General features: G+C 69.3%; 25 protein-coding genes. 9 read left to right on the top strand and 16 right to left on the bottom strand.

Annotated features, from left to right (window positions below; translation table 11 throughout):
- Positions 1 to 2: 2 nt before the first annotated feature.
- Entirely contained in the window at positions 3 to 500 is a 498-nt protein-coding gene (locus tag M4V62_RS23130; RefSeq protein WP_249589143.1) for a pyridoxamine 5'-phosphate oxidase family protein, read from the bottom strand.
- Positions 501 to 511: 11 nt separating this feature from the next.
- A complete protein-coding gene (locus tag M4V62_RS23125; RefSeq protein WP_425575281.1) occupies positions 512 to 1,477 on the bottom strand; it encodes a GlxA family transcriptional regulator in 966 nt (321 codons plus the stop codon).
- A 131-nt stretch (positions 1,478 to 1,608) separates the two neighbouring features.
- Between M4V62_RS23125 and M4V62_RS23120 the strand changes: the two genes are divergently transcribed.
- Together M4V62_RS23120 and M4V62_RS23115 are read left to right on the top strand one after the other, a co-directional pair.
- On the top strand, positions 1,609 to 2,586 hold the full coding sequence (locus tag M4V62_RS23120; protein ID WP_249589141.1) for an NAD(P)-dependent oxidoreductase: 978 nt from the start codon (positions 1,609 to 1,611) through the stop codon (positions 2,584 to 2,586).
- A 91-nt stretch (positions 2,587 to 2,677) separates the two neighbouring features.
- A complete protein-coding gene (locus M4V62_RS23115; protein ID WP_249589140.1) occupies positions 2,678 to 4,153 on the top strand; it encodes a peptidoglycan D,D-transpeptidase FtsI family protein in 1,476 nt (491 codons plus the stop codon).
- 14 nt (positions 4,154 to 4,167) lie between these two features.
- Here M4V62_RS23115 and M4V62_RS23110 read toward each other — a convergent pair whose 3' ends face one another.
- The 3 genes from M4V62_RS23110 to M4V62_RS23100 form a co-directional block, all read right to left on the bottom strand.
- A complete protein-coding gene (locus M4V62_RS23110) occupies positions 4,168 to 5,028 on the bottom strand; it encodes an SRPBCC family protein (protein WP_249589139.1) in 861 nt (286 codons plus the stop codon).
- On the bottom strand, positions 5,025 to 5,342 hold the full coding sequence (locus M4V62_RS23105; RefSeq protein ID WP_249589138.1) for an ArsR/SmtB family transcription factor: 318 nt from the start codon (positions 5,340 to 5,342) through the stop codon (positions 5,025 to 5,027). The genes M4V62_RS23110 and M4V62_RS23105 overlap by 4 nt, the downstream gene beginning before the upstream one ends.
- Positions 5,343 to 5,411: 69 nt before the next feature.
- On the bottom strand, positions 5,412 to 7,487 hold the full coding sequence (locus M4V62_RS23100) for a HelD family protein (protein ID WP_249589137.1): 2,076 nt from the start codon (positions 7,485 to 7,487) through the stop codon (positions 5,412 to 5,414).
- Positions 7,488 to 7,567: 80 nt separating this feature from the next.
- Here M4V62_RS23100 and M4V62_RS23095 point away from each other — a divergent pair, with 80 nt between their 5' ends.
- Positions 7,568 to 8,266 carry a TetR/AcrR family transcriptional regulator gene (locus M4V62_RS23095; RefSeq protein ID WP_249592942.1) on the top strand — a complete coding sequence of 233 codons (699 nt, stop codon included), beginning with the start codon at positions 7,568 to 7,570 and terminating at the stop codon, positions 8,264 to 8,266.
- 330 nt (positions 8,267 to 8,596) lie between these two features.
- Here the strand turns inward: M4V62_RS23095 and M4V62_RS23090 are convergent, their stop codons facing one another.
- On the bottom strand, positions 8,597 to 9,394 hold the full coding sequence (locus M4V62_RS23090) for a TetR/AcrR family transcriptional regulator (RefSeq protein WP_249589136.1): 798 nt from the start codon (positions 9,392 to 9,394) through the stop codon (positions 8,597 to 8,599).
- A 174-nt stretch (positions 9,395 to 9,568) separates the two neighbouring features.
- Between M4V62_RS23090 and M4V62_RS23085 the strand changes: the two genes are divergently transcribed.
- Complete coding sequence (locus tag M4V62_RS23085) at positions 9,569 to 10,606, top strand: ABC transporter ATP-binding protein (protein ID WP_249589135.1); 1,038 nt, start codon at positions 9,569 to 9,571, stop codon at positions 10,604 to 10,606.
- Positions 10,599 to 11,345, top strand: a complete 747-nt coding sequence (locus M4V62_RS23080) for an ABC transporter permease (RefSeq protein WP_249589134.1) — start codon at positions 10,599 to 10,601, stop codon at positions 11,343 to 11,345. Before M4V62_RS23085 ends, M4V62_RS23080 begins: the two co-directional genes overlap by 8 nt.
- A 16-nt stretch (positions 11,346 to 11,361) precedes the next feature.
- On the opposite strand, the gene M4V62_RS23075 is transcribed toward M4V62_RS23080, so the two are convergent.
- Both M4V62_RS23075 and M4V62_RS23070 read right to left on the bottom strand, forming a co-directional pair.
- Entirely contained in the window at positions 11,362 to 13,620 is a 2,259-nt protein-coding gene (locus M4V62_RS23075; protein ID WP_425575275.1) for a phosphotransferase, read from the bottom strand.
- Positions 13,621 to 13,784: 164 nt separating this feature from the next.
- On the bottom strand, positions 13,785 to 14,660 hold the full coding sequence (locus M4V62_RS23070) for a winged helix-turn-helix domain-containing protein (protein WP_249589132.1): 876 nt from the start codon (positions 14,658 to 14,660) through the stop codon (positions 13,785 to 13,787).
- A 183-nt stretch (positions 14,661 to 14,843) separates the two neighbouring features.
- Between M4V62_RS23070 and M4V62_RS23065 the strand changes: the two genes are divergently transcribed.
- Positions 14,844 to 15,026 carry a hypothetical protein gene (locus M4V62_RS23065; protein WP_249589131.1) on the top strand — a complete coding sequence of 61 codons (183 nt, stop codon included), beginning with the start codon at positions 14,844 to 14,846 and terminating at the stop codon, positions 15,024 to 15,026.
- On the opposite strand, the gene M4V62_RS23060 is transcribed toward M4V62_RS23065, so the two are convergent.
- Positions 15,017 to 15,724: an HAD family hydrolase gene (locus M4V62_RS23060; protein ID WP_249589130.1), complete on the bottom strand. Its 708-nt coding sequence runs from the start codon at positions 15,722 to 15,724 to the stop codon at positions 15,017 to 15,019. The genes M4V62_RS23065 and M4V62_RS23060 overlap by 10 nt on opposite strands.
- Before the next feature lie 29 nt (positions 15,725 to 15,753).
- Entirely contained in the window at positions 15,754 to 16,650 is an 897-nt protein-coding gene (locus M4V62_RS23055) for a GntR family transcriptional regulator (RefSeq protein ID WP_249592941.1), read from the bottom strand.
- A gap of 125 nt (positions 16,651 to 16,775) precedes the next feature.
- Between M4V62_RS23055 and M4V62_RS23050 the strand changes: the two genes are divergently transcribed.
- On the top strand, positions 16,776 to 16,964 hold the full coding sequence (locus M4V62_RS23050; protein WP_249589129.1) for a hypothetical protein: 189 nt from the start codon (positions 16,776 to 16,778) through the stop codon (positions 16,962 to 16,964).
- Between the two features lie 9 nt (positions 16,965 to 16,973).
- Here the strand turns inward: M4V62_RS23050 and M4V62_RS23045 are convergent, their stop codons facing one another.
- The gene (locus M4V62_RS23045; protein ID WP_249589128.1) at positions 16,974 to 17,879 is read right to left on the bottom strand and encodes a FadR/GntR family transcriptional regulator; all 906 of its coding nucleotides are present in this window, start codon (positions 17,877 to 17,879) and stop codon (positions 16,974 to 16,976) included.
- A gap of 213 nt (positions 17,880 to 18,092) precedes the next feature.
- Here M4V62_RS23045 and M4V62_RS23040 point away from each other — a divergent pair, with 213 nt between their 5' ends.
- The gene (locus M4V62_RS23040; RefSeq protein ID WP_249589127.1) at positions 18,093 to 18,278 is read left to right on the top strand and encodes a hypothetical protein; all 186 of its coding nucleotides are present in this window, start codon (positions 18,093 to 18,095) and stop codon (positions 18,276 to 18,278) included.
- A 91-nt stretch (positions 18,279 to 18,369) separates the two neighbouring features.
- On the opposite strand, the gene M4V62_RS23035 is transcribed toward M4V62_RS23040, so the two are convergent.
- Together M4V62_RS23035 and M4V62_RS23030 are read right to left on the bottom strand one after the other, a co-directional pair.
- Entirely contained in the window at positions 18,370 to 19,347 is a 978-nt protein-coding gene (locus tag M4V62_RS23035; protein WP_249589126.1) for an asparaginase, read from the bottom strand.
- 60 nt (positions 19,348 to 19,407) lie between these two features.
- Positions 19,408 to 20,028 carry an RsiG family protein gene (locus tag M4V62_RS23030; RefSeq protein WP_249589125.1) on the bottom strand — a complete coding sequence of 207 codons (621 nt, stop codon included), beginning with the start codon at positions 20,026 to 20,028 and terminating at the stop codon, positions 19,408 to 19,410.
- Between the two features lie 177 nt (positions 20,029 to 20,205).
- Here M4V62_RS23030 and dtd point away from each other — a divergent pair, with 177 nt between their 5' ends.
- Positions 20,206 to 20,643 (top strand): D-aminoacyl-tRNA deacylase, encoded by a 438-nt coding sequence (dtd, locus tag M4V62_RS23025; protein WP_249589124.1) that lies wholly within the window; start codon positions 20,206 to 20,208, stop codon positions 20,641 to 20,643.
- A gap of 81 nt (positions 20,644 to 20,724) precedes the next feature.
- On the opposite strand, the gene ygfZ is transcribed toward dtd, so the two are convergent.
- Genes ygfZ through M4V62_RS23010 form a run of 3 tightly spaced genes read right to left on the bottom strand, consistent with a single transcriptional unit; the run spans position 20,725 to position 22,796 of the window.
- On the bottom strand, positions 20,725 to 21,690 hold the full coding sequence (gene ygfZ / locus M4V62_RS23020) for a CAF17-like 4Fe-4S cluster assembly/insertion protein YgfZ (RefSeq protein WP_249589123.1): 966 nt from the start codon (positions 21,688 to 21,690) through the stop codon (positions 20,725 to 20,727).
- Between the two features lie 34 nt (positions 21,691 to 21,724).
- Positions 21,725 to 22,171 carry a Fur family transcriptional regulator gene (locus M4V62_RS23015; RefSeq protein WP_249589122.1) on the bottom strand — a complete coding sequence of 149 codons (447 nt, stop codon included), beginning with the start codon at positions 22,169 to 22,171 and terminating at the stop codon, positions 21,725 to 21,727.
- Positions 22,172 to 22,223: 52 nt separating this feature from the next.
- Complete coding sequence (locus M4V62_RS23010) at positions 22,224 to 22,796, bottom strand: heme-binding beta-barrel domain-containing protein (RefSeq protein ID WP_249589121.1); 573 nt, start codon at positions 22,794 to 22,796, stop codon at positions 22,224 to 22,226.
- Between the last annotated feature and the right edge of the window lie 187 nt (positions 22,797 to 22,983).

The following is a 22,983-nucleotide window of genomic DNA, read 5'->3' as shown; positions in this document are numbered from 1 at the left end:
GGCTACGCCACCCATGCCCCGTCACGCATGAGGACCCTGCCGGTCAGCTCGTGCTCGCCGCGCCAGGCACGCACCGTTCCCGGCGTCACGCGCAGGTACAAAAAGGGGCCCTCCTCCTTGCGCGGGTCCCAGCCGAACTTGCCCGCGAACCCGTCCGCGGCGTCCCGCGGGACGTCACGGGCCGGGAAGCACTCCGCCTCGCCCTGCACGAGCACCACGTCGGCGGTGTCCGGCAGCGCGAGGCGTACGCGTGGCTCCTGGAGCGCGTTGCGGGCCGTCGCGGAGTTCGCGCCGGTGCACATCCACAGCGCCCGGCCGTCCCACCAGAACCACAGGGGCACCTGGTGCGGGCCGTGCCGCGGGTGGGACGTCGACAGCCAGATGTCCCGCTCCCGGTCGAGGCGTTCCAGCGTCTCGCGCCTGCGCTCCGGGCCTTCGCGTCGAGCGATGTCCGGGGTCGGCGGGGTCGGCGGGGTCGGCGGGGCCTCCGAGTTCTGCATGATCGTCGAGCCTAGCCCGCACCGAACGCCCGCCGGTAGTCCCCCGGCGACACCCCCACCTGCTTGAGGAAGTGGTGCCGGAGGTTGTTCGCCGTGCCGAGGCCGCTCAGTTCGGCGATCTTGTCGATCGGGGCGGCCGTCGACTCCAGGAGGCTCTGCGCGCGGGCCAGGCGCTGGTTGAGCAGCCACTGGAGCGGGGTCGTGCCGGTGGCGGCCTGGAGGCGGCGGTAGAGCGTGCGTGGGCTCATCGCCGCGCGGCGCGCCAGGTCCTCGACCGTCAGGGGCCGGTCGAGGCGGGCCCGCGCCCAGTCGAGTACGGGGCCAAGGCCCTCGTCGTCCGTCGGCGGGACGGAGAGGTCGATGAACTGGGCCTGGCCGCCGGGGCGGTGGGCGGGTACGACCATGCGGCGGGCCAGTTGGTTGGCGACGTGCGCGCCCAGGTCGCGGCGGACCAGATGCAGGCACAGGTCGAGGCCCGCGCTCACGCCCGCGCTGGTCAGGACGTCGCCGTCGTCCACGTAGAGCACGGAGTCGTCGACCTCCACCTTCGGGTAGCGGGCGGCGAGCTGGGCGGTGTGCATCCAGTGCGCGGTGGCCCTGCGCCCATCGAGCAGCCCCGCCTCGGCGAGCGCGAAGGCGCCGGTGCACAGGGAGACCATGCGGGCGCCCGCGTCGTACGCGCGACGCAGCGTCGCGGCCAGACCGTCCGGCAGCGGGCGGCCCTCCTCCACGCAGGCGTCCGGCACGGACGTGACGATGACCGTGTCCGCCCCGACGATGCCCTCCAGGCCGTACGGCGTGCGCACCGAGAGGCCGAAGTCGGATGCTCCCGGGCCCTCGCCCTCGTAGGCGCTGCACAGCCGGAAGTCGTACCAGTGGTCCGACAGGTCCGGCTGGGGCTTCCCGAACACCGTGCAGGGGATGCTCAGTTCGTACAGATCCCACGACGGGATCGCTATCTCATCGGTCACGACCAGGGCGACGGAACCAGCGCTCATACGGCGAGACTAGGCCGCCGCGCGGCACGGCCGGGGCGTGGCAGGAATTTGGTGGGCGCCGTCATCCCTGTCACTGTCCGGCGACGCCGCCCGCTGCGAACGTGGTCCGCATGAGCACAGAGAACACCGTCACCGCGGGGAAGACCCCCGTCACCGTCATCGGCCTCGGCAACATGGGCTCCGCCCTCGCCGCCACCCTCCTGGAGAACGGCCACCCCACCACGGTCTGGAACCGTTCCGCGGCCAAGGCCAAGCCCCTCGTCGACCGGGGCGCACGCCTCGCCGCGACCCCCGAAGAGGCCGTCGCGGCAAGCCCGTTGATCCTCGTCTGCGTCCTCGACCACGACGCCCTGCACACCGTCCTGGACCCGGTCGCCGAATCCCTCGCCGGATCCCTGGCCGAATCCCTCGCCGGATCCCTGGCCGGATCCCTCGCCGGATCCCTGGCCGGCAAGGCCCTGGTCAACGTCACCTCCGGCTCACCGGAGCAGGCCGACGAGGCGGCGGCGTGGGCCGCGCCGCTGGGGCTCGGCTATCTCGACGGGGCGATCATGACCACGCCGCCGGGCGTCGGGAACCCGGAGATGATGTTCCTCTACAGCGGCTCGGCCGAGGTGTTCGAGGAGCACCGTGCGGCGCTCGCCGTGCTCGGCGACCCGCTCTACCTGGGCCGGGAGCCCGGCAGGGCCTCGCTCTACGACGTGGCCCTGCTCGGCCTGATGTGGTCGACGTTCACCGGCTGGCTGCACGGAACGGCCCTGGTCGGCGCGGACGCGACCAAGGCCGCCGACTTCACGCCCGTCGCCATCCGCTGGATGACGCACGCGGTCGCCGGCTTCCTCGCCACGTACGCCCCGCAGGTGGACGCGGGGCACTATCCGGGCGACGACGCCACCGTCGACGTACAGATCGCGACGGTCGGCCACCTCATCCACGCGGCGGCCGACCGCGGCATCGACAACGCGCTGCCGGAGCTCCTCAAGGCCACCATGGAGCGCGCGAGCGCGGCCGGGCACGGCTCCGACAGCTACGCGAGCGTGATCGAGGTGCTTCGCGGACAACGGCAGGACGACGGGACCCGCGTGTGACCATTCGGCAACAACCCGGGCAGGACCCGTAAATCCGTGCGCATGATGAAGCCTCATCCTGTCCTGGTGTCACGGGTCTTGGGGGGACCGTATGAACAGGCCGCTGCGCCACATAGCCGTTTTCTGCGGGGTGCTCACGCTCGCCCTGCTCCTGCGCGCGACCTGGGTGCAGTTCGCCGAGGGCGAGTCGCTGGCCAAGGACGAGAAGAACCGGCGCGTGCAGATCGAGGCCTTCTCGCACCCCCGTGGCGACATCATCGTCGGCGGCAAGCCGATCACCGGCTCGAAGGAAGTCAGCGGCACCGACTTCAAGTACCAGCGGACCTTCAAGGAAGGCCCCATGTACGCGCCGGTCACCGGCTACTTCTCGCAGGCCCAGGGCGCGACCTTCCTGGAGGGCGTCGAGAACGACGTGCTCAGCGGCGACGACGACCGCCTCTTCATCCGCCGCACCCTGGACATGCTGACCGGTGAGAAGCGCCAGGGCGGCGACGTCATCACGACCATCGACCCCAAGGCCCAACAGGCCGCCTACAAGGGTCTCGTGGACCTGAACGCCCGGGGCGCGGTCGTCGCGCTCGACCCGCGCTCCGGGAAGGTGCTCGCGATGGCGAGCACCCCCTCGTACGACCCCTCCGTCTTCGCCGGGATCTCGCAGAAGGAGGGCAAGGAGTTCACGCGGCTCAGCAAGAACAAGGACAAGCCGCTCTCCAACCGTGCGCTGCGCGAGATCTACCCGCCCGGATCCACCTTCAAGATCCTCACCGCGGCGGCCGCCCTGGAGCACGGCGCGATCGACGACATCGACGAGCCCACCGGCGCCAAGGCACCCTACAAGCTGCCGCTCAGCTCGACGACGATCGGCAACGACGTGACCGGCGCCCCCTGCGACAAGGCCTCGCTGAAGGTCAGCATGCAGTGGTCCTGCAACAACGTCTTCCTCGACACCGCGCTCAAGGTCGGCGAGGACGACATGCGCGAGACGGCGGAGAAGTTCGGCTTCAACAAGCAGCAGTTCATCCCCGTGCGCTCGTCCGCGAGCAGCTACCCGGACGGCCTCGACAAGCCGCAGACCGCGCTGACCGGCATGGGCCAGGGCAGCCTGACCAGCACGCCGCTCCAGATGGCGATGGTCGCAGCGGGACTCGCCAACGACGGCAAGCTGATGAAGCCGTACATGGTCGAGGAGCTGCGTGGACCCGACCTCTCGACGATCGAGAAGGGCAGCCCGGAGGTCCTGAACCAGGCCGTCTCCGAGGACACCGCGGGCAAGGTGCAGGAAATGATGGAGCACACCGTCGAGGAGGGCACGGCGAACAAGGCGAAGATCGACGGCGTCACGGTCGGCGGCAAGACCGGCACCGCCCAGCACGGCTCGGACGTCAACGACGAGCGTCCGTACGCCTGGTTCGTCTCCTACGCCAAGAACGAGGACGGCTCGTCGCCGGTCGCCGTCGCGGTGTTCGTCGACCCGAAGGACATGAACATCCCGCGCGAGGAGATCGCGGGCGGGAAGCTGGGGGCGCCGATCGCGAAGGCGGTGATGGAGGCGGTACTGGACGACTAGTACTGGACGCCCCGTCAGCCCTCCAGGAGCCGTCCCGCGAGCCGCTCGATGCGGGCGTGCCAGGCGGCGAGCGCCTCGTCCGTGGCCGCCGCGCTCCCGAAGGGCCCGGTCTGCGTCAGAACGAGCCGGGTGCCGTAGCCCGTGCCCTCGCCGAGCTCCCAGCGCACCTCGCCCTTGGGATGCACGGCGTACGTGAGCGACACCGGAGCCCGCAGCGCGGTGACCGGACCCGCGGACACGCCGTCCGCAAGGAACCCGTCGGGTGCCGTGTCGCCCTCCAACGGCTCCTCGCCCGAGCAGAGTTCGGCCCACACCGCGTCCGCCGACCGCACCAGCTGACGCTCGAAGCGGATGCCGTCGCCGGTCACCGCCCCGTGCCCCAGGTCGAACTGCTCCAGATACGCCTCGTGCAGCTCGCCCGCGTCCCGGCTCACCTCGGCCTGCCCGCCGTCCAGGAACTGGCCGAGCGCCGAGATGCACAGCTGCCAGCCCGCGGCGAAGCTCGGGGCCCCGAAGCGGTCGCCGAAGGTGTGGACGAGGGTCAGGAGCGAGCCCCGGCCGTCGGGGCCGTCCGGGGCGATCTCCCAGCGCAGGTGGTCGTCGCCCCAGCTGAAGGCGAAGAGGCGGGGCTCGTCGGCGTCGGTGACCTCGCCGGTCATTCCGGGGCCCTCGTCGCCGGGGAAGTGGAAGCCCATGGCACCGCCGGGCCGCAGATCGAGGGTCACCTCGGAGGGGAACCACTGGGCGAGGTGCGCGGGCCGCGTGATCGCGGCCCAGACCTTGGCGGGCGGGTGCGCGAGGCGGCGCTCCATCCGCAGGACGTTCCGGCCGCCGTCGTCGCCGGCGGGGGTGAGGGTGTCGGAGTGCGGGTTCATGAGGAGTCACCGTCCATGACGTCGAGGTGCCGTTCGAGGGCGTCGAGCCGGTCCGACCAGAGGTGCCGGTAGTGCGCGAGCCACGCGTCGAGCTCGGCGAGGGGCTCGGGCCGCAGCTCGTACCACCGGCGCTGCGCGTCCTGCCGCACCCGCACGAGCCCCGCGTCGCGCAGGACCCGCAGATGCTTGGACGTGCCGGGCTGGCTCAGACCGAGCCGCTCGGTGATCTCACCGACCAGATGAGGACGCTGAAGGAGCAGATCGAGGATCTTCCGTCGGCTCGGCTCGGCGAGTACGTCGAACGGTATGGGCATACATCGAACATACCGCTCAGGCTATATAACTGCAACGGAATGTTACATGTCCGCACGCCACCCCTTGCCTCACGCCTCCCAGGGCAGCGGCCTGCTGTGCAGTACGTCGAGCCGGGACACCGCCCTGGTCAGGACCACGTAGAGGCGGTGGCGCCCGCGGCTCTCCGCCTCCGCGATGGCGGCGGGCTCGACGGCCACGACATGGTCGTACTCCAGGCCCTTCGCCACGGACGCGGGCAGCACCGTCACCCGCGCGCCCAGATCGTCCGGACCCGCGCACTCGACGCCCGCCACGGCGAGGGTCTCGCGCAGACAGTCGATGTCGGCATCGGAGGCGATGACGCCGACCGAGCCCTCGCGGGAGAGCGCGGCCCGCACCGCGTCGACGGCGGCGACACCCACGTCCCGCACCTCCCGGATCCTCAACTCACCGTCCGTACGCAGGGATCGAGCGGGCGGTACGTCGACGTCGAGCGAGGCGAGAACGCGGTTGGCGAGCCCCACGACCGCCTTCGGCACGCGGAAACCGACGGTGAGAGGGGTGACGGAGGCGTCGGGCTTCCCGAGGTGGGCGAGGAGTTCGGGCCAGCCGCGGGCGGCCCACGGGGTGGTGCCCTGGGCGAGGTCGCCGAGGACGGTGAGCGAGCCGAAACCGGCGCGGCGGGCGATCACGCGGGCCTCCATCGGGGAGAGGTCCTGCGCCTCGTCGACGACGATGTGGCCGTACCCCTCGGGCCGTTCGAGCAGCCCGGCGATCTCGTCGAGCAGCACGAGATCGGCGGCGGACCACTTCGCCGACTTGTACGAACGCGGGGGCTTGGCCCAGCCGATCGCCCGCTGCTCCGCGGCATCGAGAACACCGTCCGCCGCGGCGGCGAGCGCATCTGGGTCGGCCAGCAGCGCGGCGAGCACCTCCTCCGGCTTGACCTTGGGCCAGGCCTGGTCGACGAAGGCCGAGACGGAGCGGGCGCGGGAGATCTTCTGCAGCCAGACGTTGTTCACGGCGCCGGCGCGGCGCTCGGCCTGATCCTGGATGTGCCGGACGGCACGGGTGCGCACGCGCTCGCGCCCGACGGCGTACGGAGGTTCCTCGGCGCGCACGTCCGCGATGATCCGCTCCAGGTCGTCGAGCGCGACCCGCCAGGTGTACGAACCGTCCGGCACCGCGATCGAGTCGGTGGGCGCCGCCACACGCGAGTAGAGCGCGCGGCGCAGGACGGCCGCCATCCGGGCGTCGTGCTTGACGCGCGCCGCGGCCTCGTCGTCCCGGGCCCGAACGGGGGCGGCGGACCGGGCGATCTCGTCCGCGACGGTGGACTGACGCACACCGGTCTCGCCGAGGGAGGGCAGCACCTCGGCGATGTAGCGCAGGAAGGTGCGATTGGGCCCGAGGATGAGAAGTCCGGCGCGCTGCACGCGCTGGGGGTGGGTGTACAGAAGATAGGCGGCACGGTGCAGGCCGACGGCGGTCTTGCCGGTGCCGGGGGCACCCTGAACACACACGGAGGCGGTGAGTTCACCGCGGACGAGATCGTCCTGCTCGGGCTGGATGGTGGCGGCGATGTCACGCATGGGGCCGACGCGGGGCCGCTCGATCTCTCCGGCGAGGATGCGGCTGCCTTGGGAGGGCGGGGTGTTCGGCGTGCCGCCGGCCAGCGGCTCGTCCTCCAGGCCCGTGAGGTCGGCGGATTCACCCTTGCTGCCGGGCGCCCAGCCGAAGCGGCGGCGCACGGCGACGCCTTGGGGGTCGCGGGCTCCGGCCTGGTAGAAGGCGCGGGACACGGGGGCGCGCCAGTCGACGACGAGGGGCGGGGCGGAGGGATGTTCCGTGATACGGAGACGGCCGATGTGGTAGCTCTGCCCGCGATGATCACCGGCTGCGGCGGCTTCGTCCCCGTCGGCGGCGAAGTCGAGGCGGCCGAAGAAGAGGGGAGCTTCGGGGAGTTCGCGCATCGCTTTGGCATGGCTGCGGAACTGATAGCCGAGAACTTCGGCGTCGGCACCGGACGCGGAGACGTCCGCTCCCCTGACAACCTGCTCCTCCGCCCCGTCGACCATGCCGGTGAGGGCGGTGCGGCAGGTGTCGTGGTAGCGGCGTTCGACGGCGAGGGCAGCTTCGAGGGGGCCTGAGTCGCTTGGCGTCATGCGGCCAAGGATAACGAAAAATGTAACCGAGTTAAATTTATTACCGAGAATCAAATCTGCGATAGGCTCACCCCATGGCCATGACGGACGAAGAGGCAGGCACCCCGGCCGAAACCGGAACCGACCCTGGGGGCCCCGGCCTGCGCGAGCGCAAGAGGCAGCGGATGTACCAGGCAGTCTCCGACGCGGCGATCGCGCTCTTCCTGGAGAAGGGCTTCGAGAAGGTGCCGGTGGCGGAGGTGGCGGCAGCCGCCGAGATCTCCAAGCCGACCCTGTTCCGGTACTTCCCGGCCAAGGAGGACCTCGTACTCCACCGGTTCGCCGACCACGTGGACGAGGCGGCACGGGTGGTCACCGAGCGCCCCGCGAAGCGCTCCCCCCTGGACGCCCTGCAGCACCGGTTCCTCGACGGCCTGGAGCACCGGGACCCGGTGACCGGCCTGTGCGACAACGTCCACGTACTCGCCTTCCATCGACTCCTGTACGGAACGCCGTCACTGGTGGCACGGCTGTACGGCTACCAGGAGCGGTCGGAGGCAGCGCTGGGCGAAGCGTTGACCGGACCATCAGACGCGGACGCACTGGCCGCACGACTGGCCGCACGACTGGCCGCACGACTGGCCGCCGGCCAGATCATCGCCGTACAACGCATCCTCGCCCTGGAGAACTGGCGCCGGATCGACGCGGGCGAGAGCGCGGAAGCGGTGTGGCCGGAGGCGGTGGCGGCGGCGAACAGAGCGTTCGCACAGCTGCGTTCGGGATTGACGGCATACGCGTGAAGAGCGCCTAGGGCAATCCCGGCTCAGCGGAGGACCGGGACGAACCGACCTGGAGAGCCCGGCGGGACCCACGCGCCCGCAGTCGGCACCGAGACGTGAGGGGACGTGCCGGTATGTCCGCACGGAGCACGGTACGAACCAACTCCCCCGCCGAAGCACCCATGCGCTCGGACCGAGATAGCGAGTACGGACATACCGGCACGGCCCCGCAGCCACCAGCGAGGCGACTCCGCACCCGCAACCCCCACCCACCGCCGCTGCGCCGCAGGCCTCCCCACCCACAGCCCGCACCCCCCAACGACCCACAACCCGCAACCCGCAACCCGCGCCCTACAGATCCCCCACCAGCACAGCCACCCCATCCAGCACCCGCCCGATCCCGAACTCGAACTCCATGGGCTCGGCGTCCGCGACATCGAGGACCCCCGCCGCGAGAGTCCGCCGCAGCGCCGGAAACCGTTCGGGTTCGGTCGAGGTCAGCGCGTCGATGGTGCGCGCGTACCGCCGCATCACCTCGTCGGGCTCCTGACCCCCCGCCCTCATGACCCCCTCCAGATCGGCCATGAGCGTGACCTCGTTGCGCACGAACCCGCCCACCAGCATGAGCACGGACAGCTTCCAGCCCTCCTCGAGACCGCTGTCGTCGAGTGCCGCGAGCCCCTGCTCCATCCACTCCAGATAGTGGGGTGAAGCGGGCGGCGAGGTGATGGGGATGCGCACGAGCCACAGATTGCGCCGGAAGACCTCGCGCTGAGCCCGCGCCCACCACTCCAGACGCGCACGCCACCCCGTGACCTCCGGGGGCATCTCGGGCGGCGCCCCGGTGGCCACGTCCTGCATCAGGACGTACAGCTCGTCCCTGGAGGAGACGTACCGGTAGAGGGACATCGGCGAGACGCCGAGCGCCTTGGCGACCCGCCCCATGGTGACCGCACCGATCCCCTCCGAGGCGGCGATGGCGATGCCCGCGTCGACGATGCGGTCAAGACTCAGGCCGGGCTTGGGCCCTTTGGACGGCCGCTCACGCAACCCCCAGGCGGTCTCAAGACTCACGGACAGCCCCGTGCCGCCGTCGCCCTGCGCGCCTTCGCCCGGCGCGCCTTCGCCCCGCGCACCTTCGCCCCGCACGCCTTCACCCCGCGCACCTTCGCCACTTGCCGCCATAGCCCGCCGTCGCCTCCTCCTCCTGAGCTGCCGCGCTTGACGCACATCGTAGTTCTGCGTAACCCTTACTCAGTAATGCGTAGGCCTTACGCAATAAACGCTGACGCGACGAGAGCGCCACAAACCCCAGGAGCAAACATGCGACCCAAGCCACCCCCACCACCACTCACAGAGGCCCCGGCCGCCATCGAGGCAAGGGCCCTCACCAAGACGTACGGCACCCCCGGCGACCGCAACGCAGTCCCCGTCCTGCACGGCATCGACCTCCACGTCCCGCCCGGCACCGTCTTCGCCCTCCTCGGCCCGAACGGCGCAGGCAAGACGACCGCCGTCCGCATCCTCACCACGCTCACCACCCCCGACGCGGGTACGGCGCGGGTGGCGGGCCACGACATCCGTACGGGGCGGCGCGAGGTCCGCCGCGCGATCAGCCTCACCGGCCAGTTCGCGGCGGTCGACGAGACGCAGACCGGCGCGGAGAACCTCCGCATGATGGCGAGGCTCGCGGGCCTGCCCCGCCAGGCGGCCCGCGCCAAGGCCGCCGAACTCCTGGCCCGCTTCGGCCTCACGGAGGCGGGCGACCGCCTGGTCCGCACGTACTCGGGAGGCATGCGCCGCCGCGTGGACCTGGCGGCGGGCCTCGTGGGCGACCCGGAGGTCATCTTCCTGGACGAGCCGACGACGGGCCTGGACCCGCGCAGCCGCCAGGAGATGTGGGAGGTGGTACGGGACCTCACGGCGCAGGGCACGACGGTCTTCCTCACCACCCAATACCTGGAGGAGGCGGACCAACTGGCGGCCCGCATAGCGGTACTGCACGAGGGAGTGATCGCGGCGGAAGGCTCACCGTCGTCGCTGAAATCCCGGGTGTCGGGCCACCGCCTGGACGCAACGCTCACCACCAAGGAGGCCTACCTGCGCCTCTCCCCCAGGGCGACACACCACTCCCCGGAGACGCTGACGCTCGGCTTCCCGACGGACGGCGCAGCCAACGCCGTACGAGAACTACTGACGGAACTCGACCCACACCAAACCGACTTGGCAACATTCAACATCCGCACGGCAACGCTGGACGAAGTCTTCCTGTCCCTCACAACCCCGTCGACCCCACCGACCCTGCCGACCCCACCGATGCCGCCCATGCCGCCCATGCCGAAAGGGCTGACAAATGTCTGAGGCCCTGATCATGACCGGCCGGGCGATCCGCATCAGCCGCCGCAACGTGGACGCCCTGATCACCTCGATGGCGCTCCCGGTGATGCTCCTGCTGATCTTCGTCTACTTCTTCGGCGGCGCGATCAAGACGGACACGCAGTCGTACCTCACGTACGTCGTCCCGGGAGTCCTCCTCCTCTGCGCCGGCTTCGGCTCGTCGAACACGGCGATGGCGGTGACGGAGGACATGAAGGGCGGCATCATCGACCGCTTCCGCTCCCTGGACATCGGCGGCACGCAGATCCTGACGGGCCACGTCATCGCCTCGGTGGCCCGCAACCTCATCGCCACGACCCTGGTCCTCGCGCTGGCCTTCGCCATCGGCTTCCGCCCGTCGGCGACGCCCGCGGCCTGGCTGGCGGCAACAGCGGTCCTCCTGGCCTTCATCCTGGCCCTGTCCTGGCTCTCGGCAACGGTGGGCCTACTGGCCAAGTCCCCGGAGGCGGCAGGAGGCTTCACCTTCTTCGTGAGCTTCCTCCCCTACCCGAGCAGCGCCTTCGTAGAGACATCGACCATGCCGGACTGGCTCCGCCCCTTCACCGACAACCAACCGGTGACGCAGGTCATCGACTCCCTACGGGGCCTGCTCCTCAACCAGCAGGTGGGCTCGACCCCTTGGGTGGCCCTGGCCTGGTGCGCGGGAATCCTTGCCGTCTCGGTGGGGGCTTCGGGGGTGTTGTTCAGGAGGCGGACGGCGTGAGCGACGCAGCCAGCCGTCATGACATCGCCCTCATCGCCCTCATCGCTCTCGTCGCTCTCATCGCCCAGTGCTGACCGGGTGATAGCGCCCGGGCAAGATAGGGATTGGCAGTTGGGCCGGGCCGGAGCCCCAGAGAAGCCGTCGCCGTGTCCAAGGTCATCGCGTACGAATCCACGGCGCGCTGCACATTGGGGGCGTCCAGGCCTGTGCCGGTGACCAACCGGTCCAGGTCCACGTAGGCGGACCGGATCACCTCCACCCAGCGGTACACCGGCCAGTCCTCCGCCCATCCCGTAGTGCACTCCAGCGGGAGACTGCCGACCCAGCGGATGAACATGCGCTGTCTGATCTCAGGTCGGACCGGAGTGAGATGCATGTGGCGGACCAGGTCATACAGCGGATCGCCGACCATCGCCATCTCCCAGTCGATGACGGTGAGCCCGCACAGATCTTCATGGCGTACGAGATTCCAGGGGTTGAGGTCTCCGTGCAGCAGGGACGAACGGCGCCGCGCCAGTCGGTGGCGGCTCAGCAGCTCTCCCAACCGGGAGGCACCCGGCAGGCCCAGCTCCCTGGCCAGTTTCAGCGACTCCTTGGGAAGAGCCTCGACCAGCTGGACCAGTTCTGAGCAGAGCCAGGGGTAGAAGTCCCTCTCACAGGCCGTGGGATCCAGCTCATGGCCGTCGATGCGGGCCAACGCGCCGAGCTGGTCCACCAAATGGTCGGCCTCGGCGGGGCGCAGACCGTCGACGGGGTGGACCGGCGGAAGGTCTCCCGTGCCTGGCCCTTCAAAGGAATGAATCGCGAACTGATCCTTCAAATCACTTGTGCCCAGAGCCAGTACACGGGGAGCCCGCACCGGCTCACGTGACTGCTCGATGAGCCGCAGCACGGCATGCTCGCTGAGAATGCGGCGCTCTCGGCGCTCGTCCGAGGTCAGCATGCGCCGCACCACGACCGGAAAATCGATCGCTGGCACCCTGACCACGGTGTTGAGGTGGGCCGTCCCCTTGAAGACCCTGGAGGCCGGCGCTGCCCCTTCGGCGACAAGTGCTTCGAACACGGCGGACCGAGGGAAGGCAGGGTGCTCGGGTACACGCTGGCTCGGCTCCCAGGAGATCCGGGTCATCTGCCGGCCCCCCTCGGAGCGGCCGCCGAACCGGGCTGCCCTCCACCGGAACAGGACCCGCTGAACCTCCTCGTCACCCGGCACACCCGGCAGCTGCAGGGGAGCGGCTGCTTGTTGCAGCGCCCCGCGCACCGTGCGGGTCGCCTCGTCCAGGCTCTTCTGGTCGGGCGCGTCACCCAGCGACTTGGCCGCGCGTATCACGTCCGGAAAGACGGACTGAGCGTGTTCGAAGGCGATGTAGTGGTCCAGGTCCTGGTCCAAACCGTTGACTGCCATGGGTCTGAGGTGACCCATGGCTTTCGCCCAGGCCTCGATCACCTCGACCCGCTGCTCGTCCGGGTACTTCATGCGCACGAGGTGAGTGGCCAGATCGTGCAGCGGATCCCCGTAGGAGGCCATTTCCCAGTCGACGCAGATCAGCGGTGGGACACCGTCGTCGTAGGAGAAGATCACGTTGTCGCGATGCAAATCCGTGTGGAGCAGGCTGTAGGGACGGGGAGCCATGCTCGGTACGCGCTCCGCGTATCTGAGCATCGCGTCCTCGGGGATGCCGAGAGCCGCGAACAACCCACCGAACTCAGTCCAATTGGGCTGCCGGATCTGTTGCTCCACGAGCCGCGCGAGAGTCCGCAGGAACGACCGCCCGCCCCTGTCCGTACGGGGCCAGCTCTCCGGCAGCGGGGGCAACGACTCACGGCGTACCTGAGTCATCTGCGCGAGCATGGTGGCCAGGCAATGGATCAGCATCGCGTCGACCGGTTTGCCGTTCTGGCAGATGCTGGAGAACGGCACACCATCCACGTAGCTGTGCACCGCGGAGTCACCGCGCTCAGCCAGGCACTCGGGCACGTGGGGCAGCACGCCCTTGATGGCCCGCAGGATCCCCGCCTCATCCTGCCAAGTCCTGACGACTACCGGCAGCCTGTCCTTCCTCCGCAGCCGCACGGATACAAGTTGCCCAGGAGTGCGGCCGATTTGGTGGGCCATGGGCTCCGTCAGCGGCAACACGTAGTTCCGGTTGTGGTGACCCCTGCTCAGCTTCCCGTGCTGCAGCGCATGCGCGATGAACCGCCCGTACACGTCGCGAGACGCACGCTCCTCCGGGCGCGCAAGGGAAGAGGGACTGGGCACAGGTGACTCGCCCACGGGCCGCTCCTGAATAGTCACGCGAGGGAGGCGAAAGTGATGCACACCCTAGTGGCGCAGGAGCACACCCACGACGCGTGGGCGGTAAACGATGGGCTCAATGAGGTATGCGCCACTCCAAGGGGGCGTGACGTTCGAGAAACTTCCGCTCTATGGCGTTTCGCTTACGGCTTCGCGAGAAGGTCCCAGCAGGAGTTGAACCAGTTCTGCATGCTGTCGACGAAGACCGCGCCCTGCGATTCTGGTCCGTCGTCCCGAACGTACTGCGTGAGGACCGACCCCATGCCGAGTACGTCCAGCGCTTCGACCACCTCCCCGTCGTCCAGATGAATCCTGCGCTCGATCACCTCGTACGGGCCGTGCAGTGCCTCGGCCCCATTGAGCAGGTAAAGCTTGAACGTGGGCACCAGAGGGACGCGGCGCACCTCCACGCTCACATCCGGCACCAGTCCCACGGTGTGCAGGTCCCGCAGTGCGTTGCGCAGCGATGCCGTGTGCCGCCGTGTGATTTCGCGCAGGCGCTGCTGCGGACGCGAGTCGGCCGGGTCGTCCTTGGCGCGGGGGTAAGGCAGCTCGATGTCTTCCGAGGGCAGCAGGATACGAACGGTTATCCGCTCCGGTGCGATCTCTCGGACATGTATACGTTCCGCCTGCCTGTGGATGTGCGCGTCCAGTGATTCGGATGTCAGCGTGAATACATCCAGGGTGACCTGCGGGGCCTCGAAAGCCGCCCCGATGACCGGCCCGAGCGAGACCCGACCTGAACGACTCCTCTGGCGGCGGCTGCTGCTGCGGGCCAGCTGCGCCTTCACCACCCTCGACCCGCTCCCCTGTTTGGAGCGGATCAGCCCCTCGCTGCCGAGTTCCTTCATCACCCGCTGGATGGTGTCCCTGGAGACATCGAATTCGCGCGCGAGCTCGCGCTGAGTGGGGAGCAGGCTGTCCAGCGGGTACGTACCGTCGGCCAGCCGGGAGTGCAGCGCGTCCGAGACCCGCTGGAACTCGCTGCCGCCACCCTCACTGGTCCGCTCGTCGGCCACACGGCGACCGTACCTCCGCCCGGCCCCGAACAAACCGCTTTCAGTCAAATTGACTGCGCTACAAGCCAGTTGGTTAAGGGATCAATCGGCCAGGGCAAACCAATCCCAAGTCAACCAGTCCAATTGGACGGAAAGTTGATCGCTTCGCTGGTTCGGCCGGCGAACGAAGAGGGGTGGGGACCCATGATCTTCTTCCAACTGCTCTCGGCCGCAATCGGCTTCGGGATGGAACAGTTGCTCACGTCGCGCTACGGCAGCCTGGGGGTTCTCGCCCTGGTCCTGCTCGGCATCGGCATACGGGCACAGAACAAGACCTGCCTGTCCGCCTCGGCCATGATCTTCTTGCTCCTGATGGCTCAGGCCTGACCCCGCAACACCTTCAGGACCGGCTCCAGCGAACTCACCACACAAGCCGCCCCCGCCTTCTTCAGTAGCTTCGCCTTGCGCTCGTTACGCGCGTAGCCCAAGAAGTCCACTCCTGCCGCCAACGCCGCTTCGTAGTCCGTGGGGGCGTCGCCGATCATCAACGCCGCCGACGGGGCCGCGCCCATCGCACTCAGGGCGCGGTTGATGCAGTGCGGATGCGGCTTGAGGAGGTGGAGGTCCTGGGTGCGGCCGTAGATGTGCGGGTCGAAGCAGTGGTCGAGGCCCCTGCCTTCGAGGTAACGATTCACCGCCCGCGGCGAGTTGTTCGTGGTGACAGCCAGGCGCGGCCCCATCGCGTGCCACGTCATGATGAGCGGATCCGCGTACTGCGTGGGCCACGCCGATGCCACCGCCGTCAGCTCCTGCTGGGTGAGCCGTTCCTCGAGCTCGGCCACCAGATCGCTGCCGGGGTGTCTGCGGTCGACCGCGCGCAGGACCGCGTGCGGGTCCGGCTCCGCACGCTCCTCCTCGGTCAGCAGCCCCCGCAGCCCCCGCTCCTCGAGCCAGCGGACCTGATCGCTCGCGATCCGCTCGGCCGAGTGCCCGGCGAACAGCCGGCAGATGGGTCCGTCGAAGTCGAAGAGTACGAAGCGGGCGCGTTTGATCAGTTCCCGCAGTTTTTCGGTCTCTTCTGCCATCCACTCAGTCTGCGTCGTATCAGGAGTCACTAAGAGAGTGTCAGCTCCGTCGCAATGGTTGCCCAGAGCGCGTCGAACCATTTCTGGGACTCTTCCACGAACGCGGCGTCCCGCGGTGCCGCGTCCTTCTCGAAGGAGAAGAGCGGCGATCTCAGCCCCGAGACGTCGAACGCCTCCACCTCCGCGCTGTCCACGTCCAGCGTGCTGCGCTCGACCGTGTAGTAGGCGAGGAGCGCCTCCCGCTGGTTCAGGAGGTACAGCTTCACCGGCGGTGTGAACGGCAGCGCGCGGAAGGAGACGTCCACGTCGATGCCGTGCGAGGACCGCAGCGCGCGCAGGTTGTGGCGCAGGACCTGGCCCTGGGTGTTGCGCAGCGCCAGCCACCGCCCATGGACCTTGCCGCCCTCGTCCCTGCCACTGATCGGGCGGGGGAAGGCCAGGTCGATGTCGCTGCTGGGGAGCATGATCCGTACGCTGATCGACTCGGGGCGGATGAGTCCCTCGTGGATGTGCCGCACCGGCTCCCCCAGCGCGATCATCAGCGTCTCCGCCGTGTACGAGACGACGTCTATCCGCACCTGGGGCTCCGAGAACGCCGCCGCGAGCCTCGGCGCGAGGCCGACCATCGACGCCTGCGGTTCCACGCCCGCCGACGGCGACGCCGCCCCCAGTGGCTCCGCCGCGATCCGCGGCGGGCTGCCCTTGCTCACGTTGGCAAGGAGGCCGTCGCCCTGCAGCGTCTTCAGTGCCTGGCGCACCGTCCCCCGTTCCACGCCGAACTCCTCCGCGAGCACCGCCTGCGTGGGGAGGCGGTCGCCCGGTTTGAGGTCGCCGGAGCGGATGCGGTCGCGGAGGGTGTCGGCGATGTCCTGGGGGGTGAGTTTTCTGCTGCCGTTCACTGCAACGTTCTCCTGGGTCACGACCAGACGATACAACTCCGCACCATCTCAGGGCAGTTGTCTTGAAGTTGTTTATGTTATGGGACCAAGTGGGGACAACTTAAGTGAAGTTGGTTGCCAACTCATCCGAGATGGCAGAAGGGGGAACCATCATGGCCGTCCTCGCCCTCCTCGCAGCCGTGTTCGCCATCACCCTCGAACAGTTCGTGCAGTGGCAGTACGGGGCCACCGGCCTCATCGGATTTCTGCTGCTCACCATCGGGATCAAGGCGAAGAGCCCCACCTGCAGCTCCATCGGCGCCGTCGTACTCGCACTGATGATGACCGGCCCCGCGATCTAGTCTCACGATCTAGCCGCGCGCCAGTTCCAGGTCCTGGCTGATCGTGACCCACAGCGCGTTGAACCACAGATGCGACTGCTCCACGAACGTCGTGTCCCGCAGCCCGTCGCCCTGGTGGAAGGGGAAGAGCATCGACTGCGCGCCCTGGGCGTCGTACATCTCCAGCGGCTCGTGGTCGATCTGCTCGCTCTGCCTGGTGAGGGTGTAGTACGCGAAGAGCGCCTCCGAGCCGTTCAGGAGGTACAGCTTCACCGGCGGGGTGAACGGCAGCGCGCGGAACGAGACGTCCACGTCGATGCCGTGCGACGACCGCAGCGCCTGGAGGTTGTGGCGGAGTACCTGCCCCTGTGCGTTGCGCTGGTCGAGCCAGCGCCTGTGCACCTGCCCGCCCTCGTCGTCCCCGCTGTCCACCGGCGCGGGGAAGGCGAGGTCGATGCTGCGGCTCGGCAGCAGGACGCGGACGGAGACCTTGGCCGGTTTCCGCTGCCCGGCGTGAATCTGACGGAGCGGTTCCCCGATCGCCATCGTGAGCGAGATGGACGTCAGGCAGAGCGCGTCGATCTCCACGTGGTCGGCCTCGAACGCCGCCGCGATGCGCGGGGCGAGACCGACCATGGTGGGCTGCGGCTTGACGCCGCCGGGCCCTGACAGCGCGTGCTTCGAATTCACGGCGACCGTGGCCGGGCTCCCCTTGGACACGTTCGCCAGCAGGTTCTCGCCCTGCAGCGTGCGCAGCGCCTCGCGGATCGCGCCGCGCTCGACACCGAACTCGTCGGCCAACTCGGCCTGGGTCGGCATGCGTTGGCCCGGTCGCAGCGATCCGGACCTGATCCGGTCGCGCAACACGTCGGCCACCTCGCGGTGAGACCTGTGCGGCCTCTTCAACCCATTGACTGGTGCAGGATCCGGGCTCACAACCAAACAGTACAACTTCGCGCCATCTTTGGGGAGTTGCTCGGAAGGTGGTTATGAATCGAGCCATCGCGGAGATAACTCAGGTGAAGTTGGTAGCCAACTTAGGCAACCTGGCAGGAACCCTCAGGGGTTGGCCACCAGGCATCGCCCACCGGAAGGCCGCCAACCTGATGGGCCGGGGCCCGACAGCCCCGTCCCGAAAGGGGGAACGTCATGCCGCTCATCGCCATCGTCATCGCCGCCCTCGCCATCGGATTCGAGCAGCTCATCCAGTGGAAGTACGGACCGATGGGCATCGTCGCCTTCGTCCTGCTGACCGTGGGCATCAAGGCCAACAGCCTCAAAATCAGCGGTGCCGGGGCTGCGCTCCTCGTCCTGCTGCTCGCCCAGTCGGGCTGACAGAGCTGGCTGACCGGGCTCCCATCCGGAGGGGAGCCGGGAGTCCGGTCAGCCACCAACCGAAGAGATGCAAGGCAAGAGAGGCGTCGCGCTAGAACGCCGCGCGGATCTCCCCCACCTCCGCGGCGCCGCCCAGCAGGGGCGCGCGGCCGACGCGGGCGAGTACGTCCGCCTCCACGCCCGCCAGCTGAAGCGCACGGGCCAGGACGGGGCCAAGGGCCCGGATCCCTCCGTCGTCCACCTTGAACGCGAGCGCACGGCCGTCCGGCAGCGCGAACGCCTGGACCGCCTCGGCACCCATCTTGGAGAGCGCCCCGGGGATCTCCCGCATGAGCCAGGTGTCGGGGCGGCGCGTGCCGGCGACGTACTCGGGGTGGGCCCGCATCGCGTCCGCGACCCTTCGCTCGGCCGAGTCCTCGGGGGCGAGGACGAAGTGACGGAAGGCACGGGCGAGGCCGGTCAGGGAGATCGCCATCAGGGGCGCCCCGCAGCCGTCCGTGCCAACGGCCGCGACCTTCTCCCCCGCCGCTTCCTCGACCACCTGGAGGATCAGCCGCTGGAGGGGGTGGGCCGGGTCCAGGTAGGAATCCGTGGACCAGCCGTTGAGCTCGCACACCGCCAGCATCGACGCGTGCTTGCCGGAGCAGTTCATCGTGACCCGGTCACGAACGGCACCCGCTGCCAGATATGTCTCGGCCTCGACCACGTCCAGCGGCAGGTCCGGCGGGCACTGGAGGTCCGCCGCCGTCAGTCTGTGCTCGGCCAGCATCTTCTGGACCAGGTCCCGGTGGAAGATCTCCCCGGAGTGGCTCGCCGCGGTCAGCGCGAGCCGCTCGCCCGCCAGGTCGAGCCCCGCCCGCAGCACGGCCGCCGCCTGCATCGGCTTGTTGGCGGACCGCGGGAAGACGGGAGCCGTCACGTCCCCCATGGCAAGATCCACGCTGCCGTCCGCCGCGAGCAGCACCAGGCTTCCCCTGTGACGGCCCTCCACGAAGCCGGAACGTACGACCTCGGCGAGGACCGGGGATATGACAGGTGTGGCTGCGGACTCGGCGGACGTCGAGGTCATCTTCGGCCTTCCGGGGCGGGGGTGGCGTGACGGCCGCCCGCGGAGGCCGGGATCACCGGGTCACGAGAGCAGGTCGTCTACTTGTGCTTCACCTTCACGGTACCTGCGGGCGATCTCCGCGCTGCAATCGTCCGCTGTGCGCTGCAGCTGCTGGCGGCGCCGGGAAACCTGCTGTTCGTAGCGGATGAGCCGTCCCATGGCCGTGTGCAGCTCGTCGTCCGTGCGCGCGTCCAGGTCGGAGAGCTCGACCTCGGCGAGCATCTCCGTGGCCAGGAGGCCGTACTCCGCGCTGTGCGGTGTGCCCAGCGTCACGTGCCGGGCCGACGAGCGGTGCCGGGCGGGCGCGTCCGTGAGGATCTCCGAGAGCCGGTGCACGAGCGGTCCCACGGGGCCCGGCGCCGACGGGTCCTTGCGGCGCGCGACCTCCGCCCGCAGGATGTCGATCCGCCCCTGGAGCAGGCGCCGGACATAGCTCAGGTCCGCCTCGTTCTGCTGCGCGTCCCTGCGCAGCTCACGCAGCTCGCGCAGGAGCAGCGTGGCCAGGTCGTGCTCGGTCTTCTCGGAAAGGACCGCACTGCCCGTGCGCTGCATGGGCGGCCGCGGCACGTTCGTCCGTCGCGCAGCGCTCATGCGGGTCAGCGACACAGGTCCGGGCGGCTGCCCCGTACTGGATGTGCTCATGTGGCTCTACCGTCCCCTCGACCGGCGCGGTACACCGCGTGTGAGCATGGTGCCACCACCAGTGGCCGCTATGTGAGCGAGTGGCCCCATTCGGCCCCAGATGGGGGGTTCAGGCCAACCTCTCGGGCGGCGCATCCGGCGCATCGCGGCCGTACGGAGCACGGCATGATGGGCCATATGCGTGCTGTGGTGCAGAGGGTGGACGGAGCGAGCGTCGTCGTCGAGGGCGAGAACGGCCCCGAGACGGTCGGCGAGATCAACGGCGAGGGACTGTGCGTCCTGGTGGGCGTGACCCACGAGGACACCAAGGAGAAGGCGGCCCAACTGGCCCGCAAACTCTGGTCCGTTCGCATGCTGGCCGACGAGAGGTCCTGCTCGGACATCGACGCCCCGCTGCTGGTCATCAGCCAGTTCACGCTGTACGGCGACGCGCGCAAGGGCCGCAGGCCCACCTGGAACGCGGCCGCACCCGGCGACGTAGCCGAGCCCCTCGTCGACGAGGTGGTGGCCCAACTCCGCTCGCTGGGCGCAACCGTGGCGACGGGGCGCTTTGGCGCCCAGATGCGAGTTTCACTGACGAACGACGGGCCGTTCACGGTGCTTTTGGAGATGTGACACGGGGCAATCGGGTGGGTGGGCGGGAAAGACTCGCCGCGAAGCGGCGGACAGCACACCGCCCAAGGCCGGCCGCCCAGGCTACGGCTCGACCACGACCTCCTGCGCCGCAGCCGTCGTCCCCGCAAGCAGCGCCGCGTCCAGCGGCACGTTCCGCTTCACCAGGGCAAGGGCGATCGGGCCCAGCTCGTGGTGGCGTACGGCCGTCGTGATGAAGCCCAGCTTCCGGCCCTCCTCGCCCTCCGAGGCCAGGCGCAGCTCCGTCCCCGCCACCGGCAGGTGGACCTCGCTGCCGTCCAGGTGCAGGAAGACCAGGCGGCGCGGCGGCTTGCCCAGGTTCTGGACGCGGGCCACCGTCTCCTGGCCGCGGTAGCAGCCCTTCTGCAGATGCACCGCCGTACCGATCCAGCCCAGCTCGTGCGGGATCGTGCGGTGGTCCGTCTCGAAGCCGAGCCGCGGCCGGTGCCCCTCCACGCGCAGCGCCTCGTAGGCGAGGATGCCGATCGCGGGGCCGTTCTCGGCGGCGTACGACTCCAGGGACGCACGCGGCAGGAACAGGTCGCGCCCGTGGGCGGTCTCCCGTACGACGACACCGTCCGGGACCGGCGCGATCGAACCGGCCGGCAGATACACGACCGCGAACTCGTCCGTGCGGTCGGCGACTTCGACCCGGTTGAAGAACTTCATGCTCTCCAGATACGCGACGAGCGCGTCCTGCGTGCCGGGCTCGACGTGCGCCCAGACCGTCTCGCCGTCGTCGACGAGATAGAGGGCGTGCTCGATGTGGCCGTGCGCGGAGAGGATCAGGGCCTCGGTGGCCTGTCCGACGGGCAGCTCGGTCACGTGCTGCGTGAGCAGCAGATGCAGCCAGCTCAGCCGGTCGGGGCCGGAGACGGAGACGACACCGCGGTGCGAGAGGTCGACGAGACCGGTGCCGTCGGCGAGGGCGCGCTGCTCACGGAACAGGTCGCCGTAGTGGGCGGCGACGCCTTCGTCCACGCCCTCGGCGGGGACGGCGCCGGGCAAGGACAGGAGGGGGCTCTTCATGTTCACCCACACTACGACCAGGTGGCGGGCGTTCTTATTCCTCGGCCCCGTCGGCGCCCTTGCCGGAGCAGTTCTCGCAGCGGCCGAAGATCGCGAAGTGCTTCAGATCCGTGTCGAAGCCGAACGTGTCCCGCAGCTTCGCGGTGAACTCCGCGGCCACCGAGACATCCGCCTCGATGACGTTCGTGCAGTCCCGGCACACCAGGTGCATGTGGTGGTGGCGGTCCGCGAGGTGGTACGTCGGAGCCCCGTGCCCCAGGTGCGCGTGGCTGACCAGGCCGAGCTCCTCCAGGAGCTCCAGGGTCCGGTACACCGTGGAAATGTTGACCCCCGACGCCGTCTTCCGCACTTCGCAGAGGATGTCGTCGGGGGTCGCGTGCTCAAGGGTGTCGACGGCTTCGAGGACAAGCTGACGCTGCGGCGTCAGGCGGTAGCCGCGCTGTCGCAGGTCGCTCTTCCAGTCGGAATCGGTGCTCGCCACACACGCAGTCTAGGCCCACCGGACCCAGGACCCGCTGGGAGAAGCCGACGGCCTACTTGAAGAAGGCGATGCCGTCGTCCGGCAGATCGCCGAGGCCCCTGGCCATCTCGGCGACGTCCTCGGGCGAGACGACCTTCTTCAGCTGCGCCGACATGTACGGACGGAGCGGCACCTCGGGGGTCTGCTTCTCGCCGACCCACATCAGGTCGCCCTTCACGTACCCGTACAGGCGCTTGCCGCCGGTGTACGGGCCGGAGGCCGCCGTACGGGCGACCGCGTCCGTGACCAGGTCGATCTGCGGCTTCTGGTCGGCGAGCTCGCCGTACCAGACCTCGACGACGCCGTCGTCGCGCACCATCACGGTCTCGACCTTGCGGTCCTTGTCGATGCGCCAGAAGCCCGACTCGGACTCCAGCGGCTTGACCTTGTTGCCCTCGGCGTCGAGCACCCACGTGTGCGAGTGGTACTCGATGAAGTCCCGCCCGTCATGGGAGAAGGACACTTCCTGGCCGAAGTTCGCCTTCTCGGCGCCGGGGAAGTCGGTGACGCCCGCGCCGGCCCAGTTGCCGAGGAGCCAGACGAGGGGCACGAGGTCGGGGTGCAGGTCGGACGGAATCTCGATCATGGGAAGCTCAGGCGATCTCTAGGTGGCGTACGGGGTGTACGGGGCTCAGCGCTGACCCTGGTACAGCTTCTTCACGGACAGTCCGGCGAACGCGATGACGCCGACGCAGACCAGAACCAGCAGGGCGGAGAAGAAGGCCTCAAGCACGGGGTGCTCCTCGGTGAGCTATTGGGGCAGGTATCAGAGC

The organism is Streptomyces durmitorensis (assembly GCF_023498005.1).
Lineage (GTDB): Bacteria > Actinomycetota > Actinomycetes > Streptomycetales > Streptomycetaceae > Streptomyces > Streptomyces durmitorensis.
The sequence above is the reverse complement of the archived record's forward strand: the minus strand, read 5'-3'. Positions and strand labels throughout refer to the sequence as shown.